We start from the raw sequence: 21,892 nt of genomic DNA, 5'->3' as shown, positions 1-21,892 counted from the left end.
GACGGCCGCACCGGACCGGCAGCACGAAGGGAAAACACATGACCGCCAAGACGGTCTCGGTCGTCGTCGCCTTCCACAGCGGCTACGGGCACACGACCAGGATGGCCGAGGCGACGTGCGACGGCGCGGCCTCCGTCGACGGCGTCGCCGCGGAGCTGCTCACGCTCGACGAACTGACCGAGGACAAGTGGGCCCGGCTCGACGCGGCGGACGCCATGATCTTCGGCTCGCCCACCTACATGGGGTCGGCGAGCCCGCAGTTCCACACCTTCGCGCACGCCACCAGCGGGCGCTGGTTCGCCCAGGCGTGGAAGGACAAGGTGGCCGCGGGCTTCACCACCTCCGGGGCGATGAGCGGTGACAAGCTGAACACGCTCCAGTACTTCACCATCCTGGCCGCCCAGCACGGGATGCACTGGGTGAACCTCGACCTGCCGCCCGGCACGGCCGAGACCGAGCTGAATCGGCTCGGTGGCTGGCTGGGCGCCATGGGGCGGTGCCCGGGGGACCAGGGGCCGGAGGCCATGAGCGAGGCGGACCTGCTCACCGCGGCCCACCTCGGCCGCCGGGTCGCCGACCACGCGCTGCTGCTGAGCCGGGCCAGGCTCTCGATCTGACCGGCGCCCGCCGCGGCGGCGGGCAGAGGTCGGGGCGGGGTGCCCGGGTCGGGTGACCCGGGCACCCCGCGGGTTCCCGGTGCTCCTGCCGCCCGGTGGCGCGTCAGGGGTGCAGTGCGCGGCGCAGCGCGGTGACCTGGTCGGCGATCATCCGCCGCGAGGACGCCGCGTGGGCGAGGCCGATCGAGCCGTGGAACGCGCCGGAGTAGTGCGCCAGCTCGGCCTCCACGCCGCTGGCGGCCAACCGGTGGGCGTAATCGATGCCCTCGTCGCGCAGCGGGTCGTACTCGCACACCCCGACGAAGGCGGGCGGGAGCCCGGACAGGTCCTCGGCGCGGGCGGGCGCGGCGTGGCCCGAAGCCGCCGCTCCCCCCAGGTAGTGGCCCCAGCTCAACTCCAGGCTCCGGCGGTCCAGCATCGGCGTGTCCACGAAGGAACGCGCCGAGGGGGTGGTGAGCCGGTCGTCCAACTGGGGGAACAGCAGGTACTGGAAGCACACCCGGGGGCCGGACCGGTCCCTGGCGAGCAGCGCGAGCCCCGCCGCCAGCGCTCCGCCCGCGCTGAAGCCGCCCACCGCGACCCGGTCTGCGTCGACCCCCAGCGCGGCGGCCTCGGCCACCGTCCACTCCAGCGCCGCGTAGCAGTCCTCCAGCCCGGCCGGGTACGGGTGCTCCGGCGCCAGGCGGTAGTCGGGGGACACCACGACCGCGCCGACGAGGTCGGCGATCCGGGTGGCCGCGGTGTCCACCGTGTCCAGGTCGCCGGTCACGAACCCGCCCCAGTGCGGGAAGACCAGCGCGGGCAGCGGGTCGACCCGGGCCGCCGGGCGGTGCAGCCGCACCACCACCCCGGGGGCCCCGACCGGCCCCGGGACGGTCTGGTCCCGCACCAGCACCTCCGACACCGGCTCGTGGCGCGGCTGCCGGGCCATGACCGCGCGCAGGGCGGCCCGCGCCGAGACCGGGTCCGCGTAGTCGAGCGGTCGCAGCCGCGGTGCGGCGTCGGCCAGGTCCGGGTCGAAGTCGTGGGTCATCGCGGCCCCCCGGTCGCGCGGCGCCAGGTCAGCACCCGCCTGCGCGGCGGTCCCGCGCCCGGCGGTGTCTGACCGGACAGGGTGAGCAGGTCGCCGTCGAGCGCGAGGTCGCGCACCTGGCGGGTGCCCACCAGGTAGTCGTGCGACGCCACGTCGACCTGGTGGACGACGTGGCGCCCCACCAGCCACCACGTGCCCGCGTAGCCCATGAAGCGGACCACCTGACCGCCCGGCGCGGGCGGACCGGGATCGGTCCGCATCATGCTCACCGACACCCGGCCGCAACCGGTGTAGATGAGCAGGCCCGCGGGGGTGGGGCCGAGCGGGCCCTCCTCGACCAGCCCGTCGGTCACGTCGACGTAGGCGTCGAGCCGCCAGGCCCCGGCCAGTGCGGCGGCGAGGGCGTCGGTCGCCACCGCCGTCACCACGCGGCGGGCCGGTGCGCGACCACGAGCCGGTCCATCCGCAGGGAGGCTCCCTGGCCGAACAGGCGGTTCGCCTCCAGGCTGCGGTCGTCGGCGAAGGTCAGCGGGGTGGGCGGGCCGGTGACCGGGTCGTAGTAGTAGTCGGTGGCGGTGCTCAGCCGCACCAGGCCGGAGCCGGGGCGGCCGGGTGCGGCCCCGTCGAGGAAGTTGAACAGCCCCATCCCGACGGCGAGCTGGTCCGGCCGGACCGTCTCCTCGACGCCACCGTGGTCCTGCACCAGGTGGCGGCGCAGCGCAGGCGGCAGGTGGTGGCCGATCCGGTCGAGCCGGAAGACCTCCCGGCCGTCGAGGAACCAGCGGACCAGGCCGCGCGAGTGGTCGTGGGCGAGCCTGAGGTGGTGCGTCTGGTCCGGTGATCGCCGCCCGACCGGGATCGCGTAGAGGAAGGAGGCGTAGTTCCCGAGCGCGCCGCGGCTGTTGGGCAGCCGCTCGTAGTAGGCGTAGACGCTCTCGTTGGTGAGGGCGAACTCGAAGGCGACGTCCGTTGCCAGGTCCTGCATGGCCAGCGCCGCGGAGGCCAGCCGGGGGTCGTCCTCGGCACTGGGCACCCGCGCGCCGAAGGGGTGTCGACCGACGCCGTACGTCCGGCCCGACAGGTTGGTCTCGCAGGACAGTTCGTACCCGGGTCCGGTGTCGAAGCCGAGCGTTCCGCCCGAGGACGTCCTGTTGGCGTAGACCAGCCACTTGACGTGGTCGAGCGTGCCGGGGAAACCGCCGGGGTCGTCCTGGGCCACGGTGGCGGTGAAGGCGGGCTCACCGGTCGCCGGGTTGATCCCGGAGGAACGGACCCGCAGGCCGCGCGGCGACGTGGTGATGACGCCGTCGCGCCCGGTGGTGGGACCGAACGGCAGGTGCACCCACTTCGCGTCCGGCCCCTCGGTGCGCAGGCCCCGGGAGAAGTCGTCCCAGACGACCCGGAACGGCGCGGGTGGGGCGCTCGCCCGCGCGGTGGGCGCCGGGGCCGCGTCCGGGCCCGCGGCCCCGGGGATGCCCTGCGTGGCGGTACGCCGGTTCGTCGTCATGGCAGATCCGTCTCCGATCCTCTTCGTGGGGCACTCCGGTTCCGGGGATCGCCGCTACACCCGGATCACCTGGTGCGCGTAGGCGGTCGACGCGGACTCGACCTGGAGGCCCTGGTGGCCCGCCAGGGAGTTGACGTCGCGCCAGAACCGCTGGACCGGGTTGGCCGAGTTCTGCCCGGTGGTCCCCACGGCGCGGAACAGCCGGTTCACCACCGCCACCAGGGATTCGGTGGCCACCGCGCAGTCGCGCCAGGTGCGCGTGGTGTCCAGCACCGTGATCGCGGGCCCGAGGTCGGCGGTGACCGCGGCCCGTTCGAGCAGCAGCTCGGCGGCGTCGATCTCGGCCGCGCTGCGGGTCAGGACCACGTCGTGGGCGGCCCGGTTGAACGTCGGCATCCCCGGCAGGGCGGGCGCCGGTGCCGCCGCCGCGGCCCGAATCCTCGGGGTCACGTGGTCCACCCAGGACTTCAGCGCGCCCTTGGCGGCACCGAGCGCGGGCACCGCGAACATCATCGTGGTGGACTGCATCGGCACCGCGTGGCACGGGGCGTCGGAGTCGGTCGCGCGACCGGCGAACAGGTCGTCGCGGCTGACGGTGCGCGCCGCCGGGACGAAGACGTCCTCGACGAGCACCGTGTTGCTGCCGGTGGCGGCCATGCCGACGTTCTCCCAGGTGTCCGCGGTGCGCCAGGCCGAGCGCGGCACGGCGAAGACCCTGGCGCGGCCGTCGTCCGCCGTCGAGGCCAGCAGCGCCCACTCGGCGTGGTCGATGGCGCTGACGAAGGGCCACTTGCCGGTCAGCCGGTAGCCGCCGGGCGCGGTCTCGGCGCGACCGGCCGGGGTCAGCGACGCGACGAGCAGCGCGTCGGGGCCGTCCGCCCAGACCTCGCGGTAGCCCTCGGCGGGCAGGTGCGCCGCCATCCGCGACACGTGCGCGGCCAGCGACGCGCACCACGCGGTGGCGGTGCAGCCCTCGCCGACCGCGCTCACCGCCCGGTTCAACTCCAGGAAGGTGCCCGGGTTCCCGCCGCACTCCGCGGGCACGAAGTGCCGGGGGAACCCGGCCACCACCAACGACTTGACCACCTCGGGGTCGAGCCTGCGCCGGGCTTCCGCGCCGGGGGCGCACCGCGCCGCCGCGACCGCCACCTCCCCGGCCGCGGTGAGCAGGGGGGTCGGCGTCGATTCCAGGTCCATCCGGTTCGCTCCTCGGCTGGCGGGTTCGGCTCGGGGGAGCCGCGGCACGGCCGGTTCCGTCCCGGCCCGCCCCCGGATGCTCACCGCCGCCGCTCGGGTCCCGCTGGGCTTTCGCTGGGGCGCACCGGATCGACCGCACCGGCCAACCACGGCCCGACCGTCCCACTAGTACCGGTGGCGACGCTGGCGTCCGCCTTGGAAGGGGGTCACACCGATGATCGGTCCAACAGCTCAGGTGCCACCGGGTGGTGCGCGGTGAACCGCCGGGTGGTGATCACCGGCATCGGGGTGCGCACGCCGGGTGCCAACGGGACGAAGGAATTCCTCGACCTGTTGACCGCGGGGCGCACCGCCACGCGCCGGATCTCCTTCTTCGACCCGTCGGCCTACCGGTCCCGGGTCGCGGGGGAGGTGGACTTCGCCCCCGAGCACGAGGGGCTGTCCCCGCTGGAGGTCCGCCGGATGGACCGGGCCGCGCAGCTCGCCGTCGTGTGCGCCGGGGAGGCGGTGGCCGACAGCGGCCTGGAGTTCGAGGACTTCGACCCCACCAGGGTGGGGGTCAGCCTCGGCAGCGCGGTGGCCTCGGCGACCAGCCTCGAACAGGAGTACCTGGTGCTGTCCGACAGCGGCCGCAACTGGCTGGTCGACCACACCAACCTGTCCCCGCACATGTTCGACTACCTGGTCCCGAGCGCGATGCCCGCCGAGGTGGCCTGGACCGTCGGTGCGGAGGGCCCGGTGACCATGGTGTCCAACGGGTGCACCTCGGGCATCGACTCGGTGGGCCACGGGTGCCAGTTGATCCGCGAGGGCAGCGCCGACGTGGTGCTGGCCGGGGCCTCGGACACGCCGATCACCCCGATCGTTGTCGCCTGCTTCGACGCGATCAAGGCGACCACGCCGAACAACGACGACCCGGAGCACGCCTCGCGGCCGTTCGACCGGACCCGCACCGGGTTCGTCCTCGCCGAGGGCGCCGCCGTGTTCGTCCTGGAGGAGCACGAGCGCGCCAGGCGGCGCGGCGCGCGCGTCTACGCCGAGATCTCCGGCTACGCGACGCGGTGCAACGCCTACCACATGACCGGGTTGAAGACCGACGGCCGCGAACTCGCCGAGGCCGTGACGGTGGCGCTCGACGAGGCCAGGATCGACCCGACGGCGATCGACTACATCAACGCGCACGGGTCCGGCACCAAGCAGAACGACCGCCACGAGACCGCGGCGTACAAGCGCAGCCTCGGCGAGCACGCCCGGCGGACGCCGATCAGCTCGATCAAGTCGATGGTCGGGCACTCGCTCGGCGCGATCGGCTCGATCGAGATCGCCGCTTGCGCCCTGGCCATGGTGAACGACGTGGTGCCGCCGACGGCGAACCTGCGCGTGCCCGACCCGGAGTGCGACCTCGACTACGTCCCGCTGACCGCCCGGCAGAAGAGGCTGGACAGCGTGCTCACCGTCGGCAGCGGCTTCGGCGGCTTCCAGAGCGCGATGGTCCTGCGCCGGACCGGGGGGTCCAGGTGAGCGAGGGGGTCTACGTCACCGGGATCGGCCTGCTGGCACCGAACGGGTCCGGGCTGGAGCAGCACTGGGCGGCGACGCTGGCGGGCCGCAGCGGGATCGCCACCCTGTCGCGGTTCGACGTCTCGCGGTACCCGGTCCGGCTGGCCGGTCAGGTCGACGACTTCGACGCGGCGCGGCACCTGCCGAGCAGGCTGCTGCCGCAGACCGACATCTCCACCCAGCTCGCGCTGGTGGCCGCGGATTGGGCGCTGGCGGACGCGGAGATCGACGAGGGGTTCTTCGCCGACTACGACACGGGTGTGGTCACCTCCAACGCCACCGGTGGTTTCGAGTTCACCCACCGGGAGTTCCGGAAGCTGTGGACCCGGGGGTCCGCCGCGGTGAGCGTCTACGAGTCCTTCGCCTGGTTCTACGCGGTGAACACGGGTCAGATCTCCATCCGCAATCAGTTCCGCGGACCCAGTTCCGCGCTGGTCGCCGAACAGGCGGGCGGACTCGACGCCATCGGCCACGCCCGCCGGACCATCCGGCGGGGCACCCCGATGGTGGTCACCGGGGGCGTCGACTCGGCCCTCGACCCGTGGGGCTGGGTGGCGCAGATCGCCAGTGGGCGGCTCAGCACCGCGACCGACGCGCACCGCGCCTACCGCCCCTTCGACGTCGACGCCTGCGGGTACGTCCCCGGCGAGGGCGGGGCGATCCTCGTCCTGGAGACCGCGTCCGCCGCGGCGGCCAGGGGAGCGCGGCAGGTCTACGGCGAGATCGCGGGCTACGCCACGACGTTCGACCCGCCGCCCGGTTCGCCGCGACCGCCGGGGCTGCGCCGGGCGGCGGAGTCGGCGCTCGCCGACGCGGGCCTCACCCCGGACCAGGTCGACGTGGTGTTCGCCGACGCCTCCGGGGTGCCCGAGCTGGACCGCGCCGAGGCCGCCGCCATCAGCGGGCTGTTCGGGCCGTTCGCGGTGCCCGTCACCGCGCCGAAGGCGCTGACCGGCCGGATGTACTCCGGTGGCGGCCCGGTCGACGTCGCCGACGCCCTGCTGTCCATCCGGGACGGGGTGATCCCACCGACACCCGGCACCGCCGAGGTGCCGGAGGACTACCGGATCGACCTGGTGCGCGGGGTTCCCCGCCACCACGAGGTGACCACCGCCCTGGTGCTGGCCAGGGGCCGGTGGGGGTTCAACTCCGCTGTCGTCGTCCGCGCGGTGCCCGGACCGCGCACCCCGGCGCCGCGGAGACCGCGACAACCACAGGAGCGAACATGAGCAGGATGACCATCGACGACCTCCGCCGCGTGCTGGTCGAGTGCGCGGGCGAGGCCGACGGCGAGGCGCTGACCGCCGACCGCCAGGACCGGGACTTCGAGGAGTTCGGCTACGACTCCCTCGCGCTGATGGAGACCGCGGCCAGGATCGAGGCGGAGTACGGGGTGCGGGTCCCCGAGGAGCGCATGGCCGAACTGCGCACCCCGCGCGAGGTGCTCGACCTGGTCAACGACGCCCTCGTGCGGACGAGCTGACCGGGCGGGCAGGCCATGGCCGACGACTTCAAGGACGTGCTCGCCCGGCTCCCCGCCGGGGTCGCCATCGTCACGACCCGCGACGAGCACGGCACCCCGCACGGCATGACCGTCAGTTCCTTCTGCTCGGTCTCGCTCACCCCGCCGCTGGTCCTGGTGTGCCTGGCCAGGTCGTCGAGGTGCTTCCCGGTCTTCGCCCGCGCGGAGCGGTTCGCGGTCAGCATCCTGCGCGCGGAGCAGACCGACCTCGCCCGCCGGTTCGCCACCAGGCTGGCCGACAAGTTCGCGGGGGGCGGTTTCGCGCCCGCCGACGACCGGGCGCCGATCGTCGAGGACGCGTTGGGCGCCGTCGAGTGCCGGACGCACCAGCGGCACGACGCGGGGGACCACGTGATCGTCGTCGGGGAGGTCGTCGACCAGGTGCTGGCCGCCGCGGGCCCACCCGCGATCTACTTCGACCGCCGGTTCGCCACGCTCGACCCGAACCCGGTCACGGCGGGAGGTGGAACCCGTGGCACGGGCTAGTTTCCCCGACCTCGACGAGGACACCCTGCGCGAGCACCTGGTGGACGCGGAGATCCCGGCGCTGGTGATGACCGTCGCCCACCTGACCGGGGACGTGTCGCTGCTGGGCGAACTCCCCCGGAGCCCGGGGTGGCTGTTCGCGCCCCAGGGCGGGCTGACCCCGGAACAACAGGAATCGCTGCGGGAGAGGGCGTTCCTGGCGCTTCGCCGGCTCCGTGGGCAGGAGGTGCGGCCCCCGGGCGACGACCTGTTGCGCGCGATCACCACGTGGGCCATGGGGACCGACACCGCGGAACTGCTGCCACTGCTCGCCGAGGGGTTCGCGCTCCCCGGCGAGGACCCGCGAGCGCCCCGCTGGACCTTCGCCGAACTCTCGCCGCCGGCGGGCTTCCGCGTCGCCGTCATCGGTGCCGGTTTCAGCGGGTTGCTCGCGGCCCGCCGCCTCGCCGAGGCCGGGGTGCCCTTCGTGGTCTACGAGAAGAACCCCGACCTCGGCGGGACGTGGTTCGAGAACACCTACCCCGGTTGCCGCACCGACGTGGCCAGCCACCTCTACGACTACTCGTTCGCCCCGAGGGCCGACTGGCCCGACCACTTCAGCACCCGCGACGACGTGCTGGACTACCTCCGGGCGTTCGCGGAGGAGTCCGGCGTCGGCGAGCACGTCCGGTACGGCGTCGAGGTGGGCACGATGCGCTGGGACGAGCGGGACTCCCTGTGGCACCTGGGCACGAGCGGGCCCGACGGGGAGCGGACGGACACCTGCAACGTCGTCATCAGCGCGGTGGGGCAGCTCAACCGGCCGAGCACCCCGGACATCCCCGGCCGCGACGCGTTCGCCGGGACCGCGTTCCACTCGGCGGCCTGGGACCACTCGGTCGACCTGGCGGGCAAGCGCGTCGCCGTGATCGGGACCGGGGCGAGCGCCTACCAGTTCATCCCGGAGATCGCCGGGGTGGCGGCCGAGGTGGTCGTGTTCCAGCGCACCCCGCCGTGGTTGCGCCCGACCCCGCACTACCACGACCCGGTGCCCGCGGGCGCGCACTGGCTCCACCGCCACCTGCCCCACTACGGCCGGTGGCACCGGTTCTGGCTCTTCGCCCCCGGGTTGCGGGGAATCCTGGAGGGGTGGGTCGTCGACCCGGACCACCCGCCGACGGAGCGCGCGGTCTCGGCGCTGAACGAGGACCTGCGGGCGGGCCTGGCCGCGGCCATGGAAGCGCAGTTGGCCGACGCGCCGGAACTCCGGGACGCCGTGATCCCGAGGTACCCGGTCGGCGCCAAGCGCGTCCTCCGGGACAACGGCCGCTGGATCGCCACGCTGAAGCGGGACGACGTGCGGCTGGTGACCGAACCCATCGAGCGGATCACCCCGACCGGGGTGGTCGCGGGCGGTGCGGCCGTCGACGTCGACGTGCTGGTCTTCGCCACCGGGTTCCGGGCGTCGCACTTCCTGGCCCCGATGGTGGTGACCGGGCGGGCGGGCGTCGACCTGCACGAGACCTGGAACGGCGCACCGCGCGCCTACCTCGGCATCGCGGTGCCGGACTTCCCCAACCTGTTCTGCCTCTACGGCCCCAACACCAACCTGGTCGGTCAGGGCGGCAGCATCGTCTACTTCTCCGAGTGCGCGACGTCGTACGTCCTCGACGCGATCCGGTTGCTGCTGGAGAGCGGCAAGAGCGCGATCCAGGTGCGCCGCGACGTCCACGACCGCTACAACGAGTGGATCGACTCGGGGAACCGGAACCGCGCGTGGGGCTGGTCGAAGGTGGGCGGTTGGTACAACGAGGGCGGGCGTTCGGCGGTGAACTGGCCCTATTCCGCGCAGGAGTACTGGCAGCGCACCCACGAGGTGGACCCCGATGACCACGAACTGTCGTGAAAGAGCCATTCCCGCGCCAGAAGGACGAGGACACAGCAGATGCCGGAAAACGAGGTTCCCCTCTCCACCGCCGCGGTGGACGTCGCCGAGGTCGCGTCCGGGCTCTCCGCCGAGATGTACCGGCAGCGGCGGCTCGGCCCGGAGGTGTTCGAGGCCGTGCTCGGAGCGGGCTTCCTGCGGCACTTCGTCCCGGCCGGTTTCGGCGGGCGGGACGGCACGTTCCGGCAACTGCTGCCCGCGGTCGCGCTGATCGGTGAGCGGTGCCCCGCCACGGCTTGGTGCGCGTCCCTCTTCGCGAGCACCCCCAGGTTCCTCGCGCTGTTCCCGCAGGCGGCGCGGCGCGAGTTCTGGGCCGACGGGCCGGACACCGCCGTGGTCTGCTCGGTGCTCCCGTTCGGCGAGGCCGTCGCCGAACGGGGCGGCTGGCGGGTGTCGGGCCGGTGGCCGTACCTGAGCGGGATCGAGTTCGCCGAGTGGGCGGTCCTGTGCGCGAAGGTGCTGGTCGACGGGGAGCCCGTGTTGAAGCTGGTGGCCGTGCCGCGGGAGGCGTGCCGGGTGGAGGAGACCTGGTTCAGCGTGGGGATGCAGGCGACCGGCAGCAACACTGCCGTGCTGGAGGACGTCTTCGTCCCCGCGCACCGGGTCGTGGGTCGGGAGACCGTGTTCGCGGGTCGCCCGGTGGACCCGGCTGGTGAACCGGCCGCCCCCGTCGCACCGCTGCCCGCGGTCAACGGCCTGACCTTCGTCGTCCCCGCGCTCGGTGCGGCGCGCGGTGCCCTCGCGCTGCTGTCCGCCCACGTCGCCCGCAAGGTCCGCGACGCGCCGGTTCTCCCGGGGGCGCCCGGGGCGCAGGGGAACCTGGCCACCTGGGAATCCGTGCTGGCGCGCTCGTCCGCCGAGATCGATGCCGTCGGGCTGCTGCTGGAGCGCATCGCCGACGTGGCCGACCGGGGGGACGTCACCCCCGCGGAGGTCGCCCGCGGCGCCCGCGACGCCGCGTTCGCCATCGACGTGCTCACCGGGGCGGTCAACCGGATCTTCCGCGCCGCGGGGACCGGCGGCCAGGTGGCCGACGGCCTGCTCCAGCGGCTCTGGCGCGACGTCAACTCGATCTCCACGCACCAGGCGCTCCAGTTCGAGCCCGCCGCCCGCAACTACACCAGGACCGCCTGCGAGCCCGCGGGCTGACCGCACGCCGGGCACAGCCACCCCGATCGACGACCCGAGGAGAACAGGATGACCCGACCACAGCCCACCGCCGAGGCGATCATGCGGACCGGCATGGGGTTCCAGGCGTCGAAGACGCTGCTGAGCGCCGTCGAACTCGGTGTGTTCACCGAACTGGCCGTGCGACCGGCCGGTCTCGTCGAACTGCGCGAGCGGCTGGGCCTGCACCCGCGCGGGGCGCGCGACTTCCTCGACGCGCTGGTGGCCCTCGGGTTCCTGCGCCGGGTCGACGACGTCTACCACAACACCGAGGAGACAGCCGCCCACCTCGACCGCGCCAAGCCCGCCTACGCGCACTCGGGCGGCATGCTGGACATGGCCAACGGGCGGCTCTACCGCATCTGGGCCGACCTCACCGACTCGCTGCGGACCGGCGCCGCGCACGACGAGTCCGCCGACGGTGACCTCGACACCTACGACGCGCTCTACGCCGACCCGGTGCGGCTCAAGCAGTTCCTCGCGTCCATGACCGGGATCAGCCACGCGGCGAACACCAGGATCGCCCGGCAGGTGCCCTGGAAGGACTACGGGACCGTCGCCGACCTGGGTACCGCGCAGGGGGACCTGGTGGTCCAGGTCCTGCTGGCCAACCCCCACCTGAGCGGGATCGGCTTCGACCTGCCCGCTGCCGCGCCCGTGTTCGAGGAGTACGCGGCGGAGAACGGGCTGCGGGACCGGCTGGCGTTCGTCGGCGGCGACTTCTTCACCGACGACTTCCCGCGCGCCGACGTCATCACCTTCGGCCACGTCCTGCACAACTGGGACCTGGAGAAGAAGAAGCTCCTGCTGCGGAAGGCGTGGGACGCGCTCCCCGAGGGCGGCGCGGTGATCGTCTACGACTCGCTCGTCGACGACGACCGCTCGGAGAACGCGTTCGCACTGCTGATGAGCCTGACCATGCTGGTGGTCACCGACGGCGGCTTCGGCTACACCGCGGCCGAGTGCACGGGCTGGATGGCCGAGGCGGGGTTCAGCCGTTCGTGGTCGGAACACCTGATCGGGCCCGATTCCATCGTCATCGGGATCAAATAGCCCTTCCGAGCGCACCGTTCCCGGTACGGTCGCTCCCACCCCGCACCCCCGAACGAGGAGACCCGCATGTCATCCGATTCCCTTGTGGCGAACAAGAAGCTCGTCGCGGACTACATCGACGCGTTCTACAACAAGAAGGACTTCGACAACGCGAAGCTGATGCTCGCCGAGGACTTCGCCAACCACCACCACGGGGTCGGGGTCGGCAGGGAGCGGACGGTGGAGACGTTCAAGGAGATGGCGGCGACCCCGTTCCCCGACTTCTCGCTGACGGTCCTGCGCGCGGTCGCGGAGGACGACCTGGTCTGGACCCACGGTGTCATCCGGGTCGCGCCCGGCGTGCCGCCGGTGATCGTGGTGGACATCTGGCGGGTCCGCGACGGCCTGCTGGTGGAGCACTGGGACGTGGGGCAGGCGGTCCCCGAGGGCGCCACCCTCGACGAACTGGTGCAGGGGGTCCGGTGACGAGCACGATGCGCGCGGTCACCCAGCGGTCGTTCGGCGGGCCGGACGTCCTGGAACTCACCGAGGTGGACCGGCCCCGGCCGCTGCTGAACGAGGTGCTCGTCCGGGTGGTCGCCGCCGGGGTCAACCCGATCGACGCCCACGTGCGCTCCGGGGCGATCCCCCTGCTCGGCGAGCCGCCGTTCACCGTCGGCTGGGACGTCTCCGGGGTGGTCGAGTCCGTTTCGCCGGGGGTGAACCGGTTCGCCCCCGGCGACGAGGTCTACGGGATGCCGTGGATTCCGCGCGCCGCCAACGGGTACGCCGAGTACGTCACGGCGCCGTCGAGGCAACTGGCCCGCAAACCCGCGACGATCGACCACGTGCGGGCCGCGGGGCTGCCGCTCGCCGGGCTGACCGCGTGGCAGGCGCTGGTGGACACCGCCGGTGTCCGCCGCGGTCAGACCGTCCTGGTCCACGGCGGCGGTGGCGGGGTGGGCCACCTGGCGGTCCAGGTCGCCAGGGCCAGGGGCGCCACGGTCATCGCCACGGCGAGCGCCGCCAAGCACGACTTCGTCCGGGACCTGGGGGCCGACGAGGTGATCGACCACCGCGCCGCCGACTTCGCCGAGGTGGTCGCGGGGGTGGACGTCGTGCTGGACACGGTGGGCGGTGACACCGCGGTCCGGTCGCTGGACGTGCTGCGGCCCGGCGGGCTGCTGGTGACCATCGTGGAGATGACCGACGCCGGGCTGGCCGCGCGCGCGGCCGGGCGCGGCCTGCGGTTCGCGGGCGTCACCGCGGAACCGGACAGCGCGGGGTTGGCGGCGCTCGCGGACCTGGTGGACTCCGGGCGGCTGCGGGTCCACGTCGGGCACGTCGTCGCGCTGGCCGACGCCGCGCGCGCCCACGAACTGATCGCCACCGGGTCCGCCCTGGGCAAGGTCGTGCTCAGGACGTGAAGCGGCTCGGGGTGGGCCACGCGGCCTGCGCGGGCAGGTTCGGCGAGCCCACCAGCGAGGGCTCGGCGGGGAAGCCCGCGGCCCTGGCGACCGCGGCGGCCTCGCCGCGGGAGTCGACGTCGAGCTTCTTGAGGATCTTCGCCACGTGGAACTTCACCGTGTGCTCGCTGATGTGCAGGTGCTCGGCGATCACCCGGTTGCGGTGCCCGTTGACCAGGTGTTCCAGCACGTCCAACTCCCTCGGGTTGAGCACGCCCAGGGGTTGGTCGCCGTGGGACAGGTCGGGGGCGGCCAGCGGGAGCCGCACGGTCACGATCGTGCCCCACTCCGGGACCGAGTCGACGTGCAGGCTGCCGTTGTGCGCCGCCACCCGGTCGGTGAGGCGGTGCACGGTGAGCGCCTCCGCGGCCAGCGTCCCCGGGCCGTCGTCGCGCACCGTGCTGCGCAGCTCGGTGTCCTCGACCTCCCAGCAGACCCGGATGCGGTTGACCCCGCCCTGTTCGAGCATGGTCAGCACGGTGCCGCGGATGACCGCGCGGGCGGTGCGGGCGATGTCGGCGGGGATCAGCCGGTTCCGGCAGGCCACGGGGGAGAAGTCCAGGGCCACGCCGCCGTAGCGCGACAGCAGGCCCAGCATGTCGGAGAGCCTGCCGTATGCGTCGCCGACCACCTCCTCGTGCGGCGCCGGGTCGTCGTCGTCGGTGGCCCGCAGTTCGACCATCGCCGAGGCCACGAGGTCGACGGCCGTCCGGCGCGCGGTCCGGTCGTCGAGGCCGCGGCTGCGCAGCACGCCCAGCAGGGCCGTCAGCGTGGTGGCGTGCGCGTCGGTCAGGCCCGCGATGACCCTGGCCCGCTCGCTGTTGGCGATCCACGGCGTGCTGACCGGCACCGCCGCGGGCAGCAGGTCAAGGATGCGGCTGGTGACCAGGTCCCACAGCGCCTGCACCACCGGGGGAGCGGCGGCCGGGTGGTCGCCGGTGGTGAGCACGGCCAGCAGTGCCCCGGCGGAACCCGACGGCGCCGAGGCCACCGCGAGGACGGGCCGGGGGGAGCCCGCGAGGGTGGCTTCCCCGACCCAGGGGGTGCCGACGTCGACGAGGGTGGAGAGCCTGGTCAGCTCGACGGTGGTCACCTCGCCGACGAGCGCGGCGTCCCCGTGCGCCCACATCGGTGTCTTGGGGCAGTCGCCGGAGAGCATCACCAGGGCGGTGTGCGGGAGGAAGTCCGCGGTGACCTCGGACAGGGTCGCGAGGATCTGCCGCAGCGGCGCCCGCAGCACCTGGCCCGCCGCGGCCAGCACCCGCTGTGGTTCCGCCCATCCCCCTGGTGTCATGGGTTCATGCTAGTTACCCACGGCTCACCGCTCACCACTCTTCCGGTTAGGTTAAACCAGTCGGAAGGCTAGTGGCCTGGCCGCTTCTCCACTGGTGGACTCGTGTTCGCAGGAGGGGTGACCCCTGCGCGTTCCGGGGGATTCCAGAGGAAGGCCACGCGATGATCGACGGTCCGTACCGGGGTGAGGTGGCCCTGGTGACAGGTGCGAACAAGGGGATCGGGCTGCGGATCGCCCGGCGGCTCGGCGAGGTGGGGATGACCGTCCACCTCGGGGCCAGGGACCAGGAGCGGGGCCGCGCGGCCGAGCGGGAACTCCGGGCCGATGGGCTCGACGCCCGGTTCACCCGGATCGACGTGACGGTCCAGGAGGAGGTCGAGGCGGCCGCCGAGCGGATCGGGACCGAGCACGGCAGGCTCGACGTCCTGGTCAACAACGCCGGGGTCGTGGTCGAGTGGGGAATCCCCACGGCGGAGATCACCGCGGAGCACATGCGCGCCGCGTTCGAGGTCAACGTGTTCGGCACGGTCGCGGTGACCAACGCGTTCATCCCGCTGCTCAGCCGCTCGGCCAACGCGCGGGTGGTGAACATCTCCAGCCCGCTGGGGTCGCTGAGCCTGCTCAGCGACCCGGAGAACCCCATCTCCACCCGCGGCCTGCTGCCCTACAGCTCCTCCAAGGCGGCCCTCAACGCGGTCACCCTCGTGTACGCGAACGCGCTGCGCGGAGCGGGCATCAAGGTCAACGCGGCCAACCCCGGCCTGGTCGCCACCGACCTCAACTCCCGCTCGCCCTTCAGCCGCGGCGTGCTCACCCCGGAGCAGGGTGCCGAAGTCCCGGTCCGACTGGCCCTGCTGCCCGAGGACGGTCCCACCGGATCGTTCCGGGGCAGTGGTGACGGTGACGGTTCGGTGGACGTGGTCGTGCCCTGGTGATCCCGCCCCGGTGCGGACCGGCCGACCGGCCGCGCCCGGCTGTCGGAGCCACGTCCACCCGATCGGGGCGCCCGGGAACCCGATCGGCCGTTGTCCGGCCGCGACCGGCGGCACCATCCTGTGTGCCGTCCGCCAACCGATCGCGTACGGAGGCCCCATGCCGGTCAACGACCTGCTCAAAGCCAAGATCAACCACGGGTTCGACCACCTGGACGTCGACGGGGACGGTCTGCTCACCGAGCAGGACCACGTCCTGATGGGCAAGCGGGCCGCCGAGGCCCTCGGGCACGCCCCCGGTTCGCCGAAGGAGCAGGAGATCGTCGACGCCTACCTGCGGGTGTGGCGCGAGCTGCACCTGCCGCACATCCCCGGCGGGGGGACCTCGATCTCGCGCGAGCAGTTCCTGGCCTCCACCGGTTCGCTGACCGACGACCCGGAGGCCGCGCGGGCGAGCGTGGGCGCGCTGGCCCGGGCGTTCCTCGCCGTGGCCGACACCGACGCCGACGGCCGGGTGAGCCCCGCCGAGTACCTGGCGTTCCAGCGCGGGCACTTCCCCGGCCTGACCGAGGCCGAGGCCACCGAGGCGTTCGCGCACCTCGACATCGACGGCGACGGCCACCTCACCGCCGAGGAGTTCACCAGCGCCTGCGTGGAGTTCTGGTCGAGCACCGACCCGGGTGCCCCGGGCAACTGGTGGATGGGGCGGTCCTTCGCCTGATCCGACCCGCGGGTGGCCGACCCCGTCCCCGGCGGCGGGGTCGGCGCCCGGCCGGGCCGGTCAGACGAAGGCGCCCATGCCGGTGATCGCCCGGCCCACGATGAGCTGGTTGATCTCGCGGGTGCCCTCGTAGGAGTAGAGCGCCTCCGCGTCGGCGAAGAAGCGGGCCACGTTGTTGGTGAGCAGGATTCCGTTGCCGCCCAGCACTTCCCTGGCCAGCGCCACGGTCTCCCGCATGCGGGTGGTGACCACGGACTTCACCAGGGCGGAGTGCTCGTCCTTGTTGACGCCGTGGTCCTGCAACTGGGCCAGGCTGACCACGAGGGCGAGCGAGGAGGTGACGTTGCCGACCATGGTGGCCAGGTGGTCCTGGATGAGCTGGAACTTGGCGATCGGGCGGCCGAACTGGACCCGCTCGGTGGCGTAGGCCAGGGCCAGTTCGTAGGCGGCCATCATGCAGCCGACCGCGCCCCAGGCGACCCCGCCGCGGGTCAGCCGCAGCACGTCGCCGGTGTCGCGGAAGCTCTCGGCGCGCTGCAACCGGTCCCGCTCGGCGACCCGGCAGTCGGTCAGCACGATGTCGGCGTTCTGCACCGTGCGCAGGGCCACCTTGTCCTCGATCTTGGTGGCGGAGAAGCCGGGGGTGCCCTTCGCCACGACGAACCCCTTGACGTGGTGGTCGGCCTCGTCCCGGGCCCAGACCACGACGAGGTCGGCGAAGGTGGCGTTGCCGATCCACCGCTTCTCCCCGTTGAGCACCCACTCGTCGCCCTCGCGGCGGGCCGTGGTCTCCAGGCCGCCCGCCACGTCGGAGCCGCCGTGCGGTTCGGTGAGCGCGAAGGCCCCGATCTTCTCCATCCGGGCCATCGCGGGCAGCCAGCGCTCGCGCTGCTCGTCGGAGCCGCACCGGTTGATGCTGCCCATCGCCAGACCGGTGTGCACGCCGTAGAAGGTGTTGATCGACGGGTCGGCCCTGCTGATCTCCAGCGCGAGGAAGCCGCTGAGCAGCCGGGTGCCGTAGTGCGCGGCCAGGCCCTCGTACCGCAGGCCCGCGATGTCCAGGGCGCGCAGGCCGTCGATGATCTGGAAGGGGAACTCCGCGCGGGACCAGTGGTCGTTGGCGATCGGTTCGACCTCGGTGCGCAGGAACTCCCGCACCCGCATGACGATGTCGCGCTCGTCCTCCGCGAGCAGGTTCTCGAAGCCGAAGAAGTCACCGGTCAGCGTCTCGAAGTGCCGGTCGCCGCTGCGGGGGAAGGTGCTCGCGCTGCTCTGCACGGCGCTCATGGTGTTCCTCTCGGTCAGGTGTCGGTCCGCGCCTGCGCGCGGGCGTTGAGGACGGCGATCTCCCGCAGGTCCCTGGCGCGGGTCAGGTCCGCGTAGTCCTGCCCGGCGTAGGCGCCCTCGGTGGCCTCGACGAGCCGCGCGATGACCTCGTCGGTGAGTTCGGGTGTGCCGAGGTCGCGCCAGCGGCGGGCCATGCCGGGGCCGAGGTGTTCCAGGAAGTGCCGGAAACCGCCGGGGCCACCGCCGAGGTGGTAGCTCAGGAACGGGCCGCCGGTCGCCCAGCGCGGCCCCACCGACTCGGTGACCACCGTGTCCAGTTCGGCCGGGGTGACCACGCCGCGCAGCACCAGGTCGACGGCCTCGCGGAACATGGCCGACTGCAGGCGGTTGGCGACGAACCCGGGCGTCTCCTTGCGCACGTGCACCGGGACCTTGCCCAGACCCCGGTACAGGGCCATGGCCCGCTCGACGGCGTCCGGGGAGGTCCGGCTGCCCGCCACGACCTCCACCAGCGGCAGCAGGTGCGGCGGGTTGAACGGGTGGGCCACCACCACGCGCGCGGCGGCGGCGTCGGCGAGGTGTTCGGCGATGTCGCTGGGTTGCAGGCCGGAGGTGGAGGAGGCGAGCAGCGCGCCCGCCGGGGCGGCGGCAGCGAGGTCGGCGAACAGCCGCTGCTTGAACCCCAGGTCCTCGGGGCCGTTCTCCTGCACCAGGTCCACCGTGTTCACCGCCGCGCCCAGTTCGGTGTGCACCCGCACCCGCCGTTCCAGCACCTCGGCCGCCACCGGTTCGAGCAGCGTCGGGGCGAACTGGCGCAGGCCCCCGGCCACCGCCTCTTCCAGGTCGGGCCGCGGGTCCTGGATGTGCACCGACCAACCGTGCGCGGCGAACAGGACGGCCCAGGACAGCCCGATGGTGCCCGCCCCGATCACCGCGACCGTGCCGGGGGAGTCGGCGCTCACAGGTCCTCCAGGTAGTCGTGCACCGGGTGCACCGGTTCCAGGGTCAGGTCGGTGCGCACGTGCGACGCGGCCACGACCTCCCGCACCGGCAGGTCGGCCAGCGGCGCCAGGACGTGCTCGAACAGGTGCAGCCGGGCCGGGCCGGACCAGGCCTCGTGCACGACGACGTCGGTGATCCGGGTGCGCACCAGGTCGCACACCTGCGGCCGGGGGCCGTAGCCCGCCACGATCTTGACCATGAACGTGGGCACGGTGATCTGCGCTCCGGCTTCGGCGAGGTCCATCGGCCGGTGCTTGTAGGCCATGGTCGCGGCGGCGACCCGCAGCGACCCGACGTCCAGGGTGCCGACCAGCGCCCCTTCTTCGACCCGCAACGCGGGCTTGCCCGGCCCCTTCGGGTAGGCGCTGCTCTCGCGGCCCGCCGCGGTGCCCGCGAAGCTGTCGAGGTACATCGCGTGCAGGTACTCGCCGCGCTCGCCGTCGAAGGACACCGGGATCGCCTGCCCGCACTCGGTGTACGGCCCGAAACCCGGGACGTCGCCCATCCGCATCACCTCGAACCGCACCAGGTCGTCCTCGACCTCCAGCGGCTCGGGCACGACCCGCCGCAGGGCGTCCGGGTCGGTGCGGTAGACGACGTTGAGGTACTCGCGGTCGGTGAACCTGCGGCGGACCCGCGCGTAGGGCGGCGCGGTGAGCGGGGTGGTGCCCGCCGCCACGATGTCCGCGGCCGTCAGCCGCCCGGTGCTCACGCGCCGGTCCCCGGCGTGCCGACCACGGACTTGGCCACCAGGTCGGCGATCGCCTCGGCGTCGTAGCCGAGTTCGGTGAGCAGTTCGGTGGTGTGCTGGCCGAGCGCCGGGGTGTGGCTGCGGATCGTCGGCGGGGTCTCGGAGAACGCCAGCGGGTTGCCGACCACGCGGTAGGCCCCCTCGGTCGGGTGCTCGGCCACCGACAGCAGACCGCCCTCGGTGAAGTACGGGTCCTCGGCGGCGTGGTCGAGGTCGAGCACGGGGGAGAAGGGGATGCTGTTGTCGGCGCAGATCCGCGCCCACTGCGCCGTGGTCCGCTCCGGCGCCAATTGCTCGATCAGCTCGTAGAGGTCGGAGTAGTGCCGGGCGAGCTGCCCGGAGGTGGCGAACCGCTCGTCCCCGGCGAGGTCGGGCCGGTCGATCGCGGTGAAGAAGTTGCGGATGTCGCGGGGGGTGTAGGGGATGATGCACGCCCAGCCGTCCGCTGTGGACATCGCGCGGTGACCCGCCGACAGCGAGCGCGGGAACCCCACCGGCCCGGCAGGCGGCTCGAAGGTCTGCCCGGCCAGGTGCTCCACCAGGTTGAACGCGAGCATGGTGTCGGTCATCGGCACCTCGACGTGCTGGCCCGCACCGGTGGCGCGCTGGTGGATCACCGCGATCAGCGCGGCGTAGACGATGGTCAGCGCGCACACCTTGTCCGCCAGGATGGTCGGCACGTAGGTGGGCGTCCCGGTGGCCCGGCGCATCAGGTCGGCGAGGCCGGACCCGGACTGCACGATCTCGTCGTAGGCCGCGTGGTCGGCCCGGTCCGAGTTCCCGCGGAAACCCTGCGCGGAGCAGTACACCAGCCTCGGGTTGACCGCGGCGAGCGATTCGTAGTCCAACCCCAGCCGCCGCAGCCCGCCCGGTCGGGTGTTGGTGATCAGCACGTCGGCGCTGCGCACCAGGTCCAGGAACACCTCCCGGCCCTCGGCGGACTTGAGGTCCAGCGACAGGCTGCGCTTGTTGCGGTTGACGTTGAGGGCCAGCGCGCCCATGCCCTCGTGCCGCTGCGGGTGGGTGAAGCGCGTCATGTCCCCGGCCGGTGGCTCGACCTTGATCACGTCGGCGCCGAAGTCACCGAGGATCTGCGCCGCGTACGGGCCCATCACCACGGCCGCCATGTCGATCACCCGGATGCCCCGCAGAGCCGCGGTGGGCTCGGCTGCGCTCATGTCGGTCCCTCTTCCTCGACGTCGGCATTCCGCTACGTCTACCCGGCGCTGGGCCGGTGACACATCGCCGAGGGGGTTTCACCTGACGGGAGGGGTCCGCCGAGCGGATCAGAAGGCGTAGCGGACGCGCAGGTACGGGGCGCACTCGGTGACGAGGGCGAGGAACTGGTCGAGGAACTGGCGCTTGAGGCCCGCGCGGTAGCGCACGTTCGCGGCGCCGTTCTCGCTGCGCTTGGGTTCCTGCAGGCGCGGCTGCCACAGGAGGTCTTCCGCGCGCGGGTGCCAGGCGAGGTTCACCTCGTGCAGGGCCAGGTTGTGGGTGAGCATGATGACCTCGGCGGCGAGCTGGGCCTTCGTGGTGGGGGAGGTGGCCTCGCCCAGGGTGGTGAGCAGTTCGCGCCAGTCGGCGAGCCAGTTGTCGTGCACGACGACGGGGCTGAGGTTGAGGTGGACCTCGTAGCCCGCCGCGACGAAGTCGTCGATGGCGGCCAGGCGCTCGGGGACCGGGGTGGTGCGGATGTCGAGCAGCTTCGCCGTGGCCTCGGGCATCAGGGAGAAGCGGACGCGGGTGCGGCCCGCCGGGTCCCAGTCGAGCAGGTCGCGGTTGACGTACTTGGTGGCGAAGGACGCCTTCGCGGTCGGCTGGGTGCGGAAGAGCGCCACCAGGTCGCGGACGTTGTCGCTGACCAGGGCGTCGGCCGAGCAGTCGGAGTTCTCGCCGATGTCGTAGACCCAGGCGTGCGGGTCGCACTGGTCCGGGGCGGGCTTGGGGCCCTGGCGGGCGATGTGCCGGGCCAGGTAGCCGGTGATCTGCTCGATGTTGGCGAAGACGGTGATCGGGTTGGAGTAGCCCTTGCGGCGGGGCACGTAGCAGTACGCGCAGGCCATGGCGCACCCGTTGGCCGTCGACGGGGCGATGAAGTCGGCGGAGCGGCCGTTGGGGCGGGCGGCGAGGGACTTCTTGACCCCCAGCACCAGCGCCTCCCGCTTGATCCGCACCCAGCGCCGGGCGTTGGCCTCGTCGCCGTGCAGCTCCGGGATGCGCCAGTGGCTCTCGACCTCCACGCGCTCGGCGTCGGGGAAGCGCTCCAGCACGGCCCGGCCGCGCGGCAGCTCGGCGGCGGCGGGCTCCACGTAGATGCGGGTCGGGTTGAGCAGGGGCGCGGTCACGGTTCCAGTATCCGGGATGGACCGACATTCCGCGGTGGGCGCCGCG

General features: G+C 73.1%; 22 protein-coding genes. 12 read left to right on the top strand and 10 right to left on the bottom strand.

What is annotated here, in order from left to right; all coding sequences use genetic code 11:
* The first annotated feature begins 38 nt into the window (after nucleotides 1-38).
* A complete protein-coding gene (locus tag UO65_RS19990) occupies nucleotides 39-617 on the top strand; it encodes a flavodoxin family protein (RefSeq protein ID WP_035284857.1) in 579 nt (192 codons plus the stop codon).
* Nucleotides 618-720: 103 nt separating this feature from the next.
* Here the strand turns inward: UO65_RS19990 and UO65_RS19985 are convergent, their stop codons facing one another.
* Genes UO65_RS19985 through UO65_RS19970 form a run of 4 tightly spaced genes read right to left on the bottom strand, consistent with a single transcriptional unit; the run spans nucleotide 721 to nucleotide 4,354 of the window.
* Complete coding sequence (locus tag UO65_RS19985) at nucleotides 721-1,650, bottom strand: alpha/beta hydrolase (protein ID WP_035284855.1); 930 nt, start codon at nucleotides 1,648-1,650, stop codon at nucleotides 721-723.
* The gene (locus UO65_RS33475; protein ID WP_200873410.1) at nucleotides 1,647-2,066 is read right to left on the bottom strand and encodes a lipocalin-like domain-containing protein; all 420 of its coding nucleotides are present in this window, start codon (nucleotides 2,064-2,066) and stop codon (nucleotides 1,647-1,649) included. The genes UO65_RS19985 and UO65_RS33475 overlap by 4 nt, the downstream gene beginning before the upstream one ends.
* 5 nt (nucleotides 2,067-2,071) lie before the next feature.
* Nucleotides 2,072-3,157, bottom strand: coding sequence for a DUF6081 family protein (locus tag UO65_RS19975; protein ID WP_052021393.1), 1,086 nt, complete (start codon nucleotides 3,155-3,157; stop codon nucleotides 2,072-2,074).
* A 54-nt stretch (nucleotides 3,158-3,211) separates the two neighbouring features.
* Nucleotides 3,212-4,354, bottom strand: a complete 1,143-nt coding sequence (locus tag UO65_RS19970) for an acyl-CoA dehydrogenase family protein (RefSeq protein ID WP_035284852.1) — start codon at nucleotides 4,352-4,354, stop codon at nucleotides 3,212-3,214.
* A gap of 255 nt (nucleotides 4,355-4,609) precedes the next feature.
* Here UO65_RS19970 and UO65_RS19965 point away from each other — a divergent pair, with 255 nt between their 5' ends.
* From UO65_RS19965 to UO65_RS19925, 9 genes are all read left to right on the top strand, one after another.
* Complete coding sequence (locus UO65_RS19965) at nucleotides 4,610-5,875, top strand: beta-ketoacyl-[acyl-carrier-protein] synthase family protein (RefSeq protein ID WP_035284849.1); 1,266 nt, start codon at nucleotides 4,610-4,612, stop codon at nucleotides 5,873-5,875.
* Nucleotides 5,872-7,143 carry a ketosynthase chain-length factor gene (locus UO65_RS19960; protein WP_052021392.1) on the top strand — a complete coding sequence of 424 codons (1,272 nt, stop codon included), beginning with the start codon at nucleotides 5,872-5,874 and terminating at the stop codon, nucleotides 7,141-7,143. The genes UO65_RS19965 and UO65_RS19960 overlap by 4 nt, the downstream gene beginning before the upstream one ends.
* On the top strand, nucleotides 7,140-7,397 hold the full coding sequence (locus tag UO65_RS19955) for an acyl carrier protein (RefSeq protein WP_035284847.1): 258 nt from the start codon (nucleotides 7,140-7,142) through the stop codon (nucleotides 7,395-7,397). Before UO65_RS19960 ends, UO65_RS19955 begins: the two co-directional genes overlap by 4 nt.
* A 15-nt stretch (nucleotides 7,398-7,412) precedes the next feature.
* Nucleotides 7,413-7,922: a flavin reductase family protein gene (locus UO65_RS19950; RefSeq protein ID WP_035284845.1), complete on the top strand. Its 510-nt coding sequence runs from the start codon at nucleotides 7,413-7,415 to the stop codon at nucleotides 7,920-7,922.
* Nucleotides 7,909-9,807, top strand: a complete 1,899-nt coding sequence (locus UO65_RS19945) for a flavin-containing monooxygenase (protein ID WP_035284843.1) — start codon at nucleotides 7,909-7,911, stop codon at nucleotides 9,805-9,807. The genes UO65_RS19950 and UO65_RS19945 overlap by 14 nt, the downstream gene beginning before the upstream one ends.
* A 39-nt stretch (nucleotides 9,808-9,846) precedes the next feature.
* Nucleotides 9,847-10,995 (top strand): acyl-CoA dehydrogenase family protein, encoded by a 1,149-nt coding sequence (locus tag UO65_RS19940; RefSeq protein WP_035284837.1) that lies wholly within the window; start codon nucleotides 9,847-9,849, stop codon nucleotides 10,993-10,995.
* A 48-nt stretch (nucleotides 10,996-11,043) separates the two neighbouring features.
* Nucleotides 11,044-12,066 (top strand): methyltransferase, encoded by a 1,023-nt coding sequence (locus UO65_RS19935; protein ID WP_035284835.1) that lies wholly within the window; start codon nucleotides 11,044-11,046, stop codon nucleotides 12,064-12,066.
* Between the two features lie 66 nt (nucleotides 12,067-12,132).
* A complete protein-coding gene (locus tag UO65_RS33470) occupies nucleotides 12,133-12,531 on the top strand; it encodes a nuclear transport factor 2 family protein (RefSeq protein ID WP_084175918.1) in 399 nt (132 codons plus the stop codon).
* An 8-nt stretch (nucleotides 12,532-12,539) separates the two neighbouring features.
* Nucleotides 12,540-13,472, top strand: coding sequence for an NADP-dependent oxidoreductase (locus UO65_RS19925; RefSeq protein ID WP_035284834.1), 933 nt, complete (start codon nucleotides 12,540-12,542; stop codon nucleotides 13,470-13,472).
* Here UO65_RS19925 and UO65_RS19920 read toward each other — a convergent pair.
* Nucleotides 13,462-14,805 carry a helix-turn-helix transcriptional regulator gene (locus tag UO65_RS19920; RefSeq protein WP_084175915.1) on the bottom strand — a complete coding sequence of 448 codons (1,344 nt, stop codon included), beginning with the start codon at nucleotides 14,803-14,805 and terminating at the stop codon, nucleotides 13,462-13,464. The genes UO65_RS19925 and UO65_RS19920 overlap by 11 nt on opposite strands.
* Nucleotides 14,806-14,966: 161 nt before the next feature.
* Here UO65_RS19920 and UO65_RS19915 point away from each other — a divergent pair, with 161 nt between their 5' ends.
* Both UO65_RS19915 and UO65_RS19910 read left to right on the top strand, forming a co-directional pair.
* Nucleotides 14,967-15,740, top strand: a complete 774-nt coding sequence (locus tag UO65_RS19915; protein ID WP_035284833.1) for an SDR family NAD(P)-dependent oxidoreductase — start codon at nucleotides 14,967-14,969, stop codon at nucleotides 15,738-15,740.
* Between the two features lie 157 nt (nucleotides 15,741-15,897).
* The gene (locus UO65_RS19910; RefSeq protein ID WP_035284832.1) at nucleotides 15,898-16,458 is read left to right on the top strand and encodes an EF-hand domain-containing protein; all 561 of its coding nucleotides are present in this window, start codon (nucleotides 15,898-15,900) and stop codon (nucleotides 16,456-16,458) included.
* Nucleotides 16,459-16,518: 60 nt separating this feature from the next.
* Here the strand turns inward: UO65_RS19910 and UO65_RS19905 are convergent, their stop codons facing one another.
* The 5 genes from UO65_RS19905 to UO65_RS19885 all read right to left on the bottom strand — a co-directional run bounded on the left by UO65_RS19905 (nucleotide 16,519) and on the right by UO65_RS19885 (nucleotide 21,846).
* The gene (locus tag UO65_RS19905; protein ID WP_035284889.1) at nucleotides 16,519-17,682 is read right to left on the bottom strand and encodes an acyl-CoA dehydrogenase family protein; all 1,164 of its coding nucleotides are present in this window, start codon (nucleotides 17,680-17,682) and stop codon (nucleotides 16,519-16,521) included.
* 77 nt (nucleotides 17,683-17,759) lie between these two features.
* Complete coding sequence (locus tag UO65_RS19900; protein ID WP_035284831.1) at nucleotides 17,760-18,707, bottom strand: 3-hydroxyacyl-CoA dehydrogenase NAD-binding domain-containing protein; 948 nt, start codon at nucleotides 18,705-18,707, stop codon at nucleotides 17,760-17,762.
* A complete protein-coding gene (locus tag UO65_RS19895) occupies nucleotides 18,704-19,459 on the bottom strand; it encodes an acetoacetate decarboxylase (protein ID WP_411431364.1) in 756 nt (251 codons plus the stop codon). Before UO65_RS19895 ends, UO65_RS19900 begins: the two co-directional genes overlap by 4 nt.
* Complete coding sequence (locus UO65_RS19890) at nucleotides 19,456-20,676, bottom strand: CaiB/BaiF CoA transferase family protein (protein WP_035284830.1); 1,221 nt, start codon at nucleotides 20,674-20,676, stop codon at nucleotides 19,456-19,458. The genes UO65_RS19895 and UO65_RS19890 overlap by 4 nt, the downstream gene beginning before the upstream one ends.
* A gap of 108 nt (nucleotides 20,677-20,784) precedes the next feature.
* Nucleotides 20,785-21,846: a spore photoproduct lyase family protein gene (locus tag UO65_RS19885; RefSeq protein ID WP_035284829.1), complete on the bottom strand. Its 1,062-nt coding sequence runs from the start codon at nucleotides 21,844-21,846 to the stop codon at nucleotides 20,785-20,787.
* Nucleotides 21,847-21,892: the final 46 nt, after the last annotated feature.

The organism is Actinokineospora spheciospongiae (assembly GCF_000564855.1).
Classification (GTDB): Bacteria; Actinomycetota; Actinomycetes; order Mycobacteriales; family Pseudonocardiaceae; genus Actinokineospora; species Actinokineospora spheciospongiae.
Note: the sequence above shows the minus strand (reverse complement) of the source record. Positions and strands in the feature narration are given on the sequence as shown.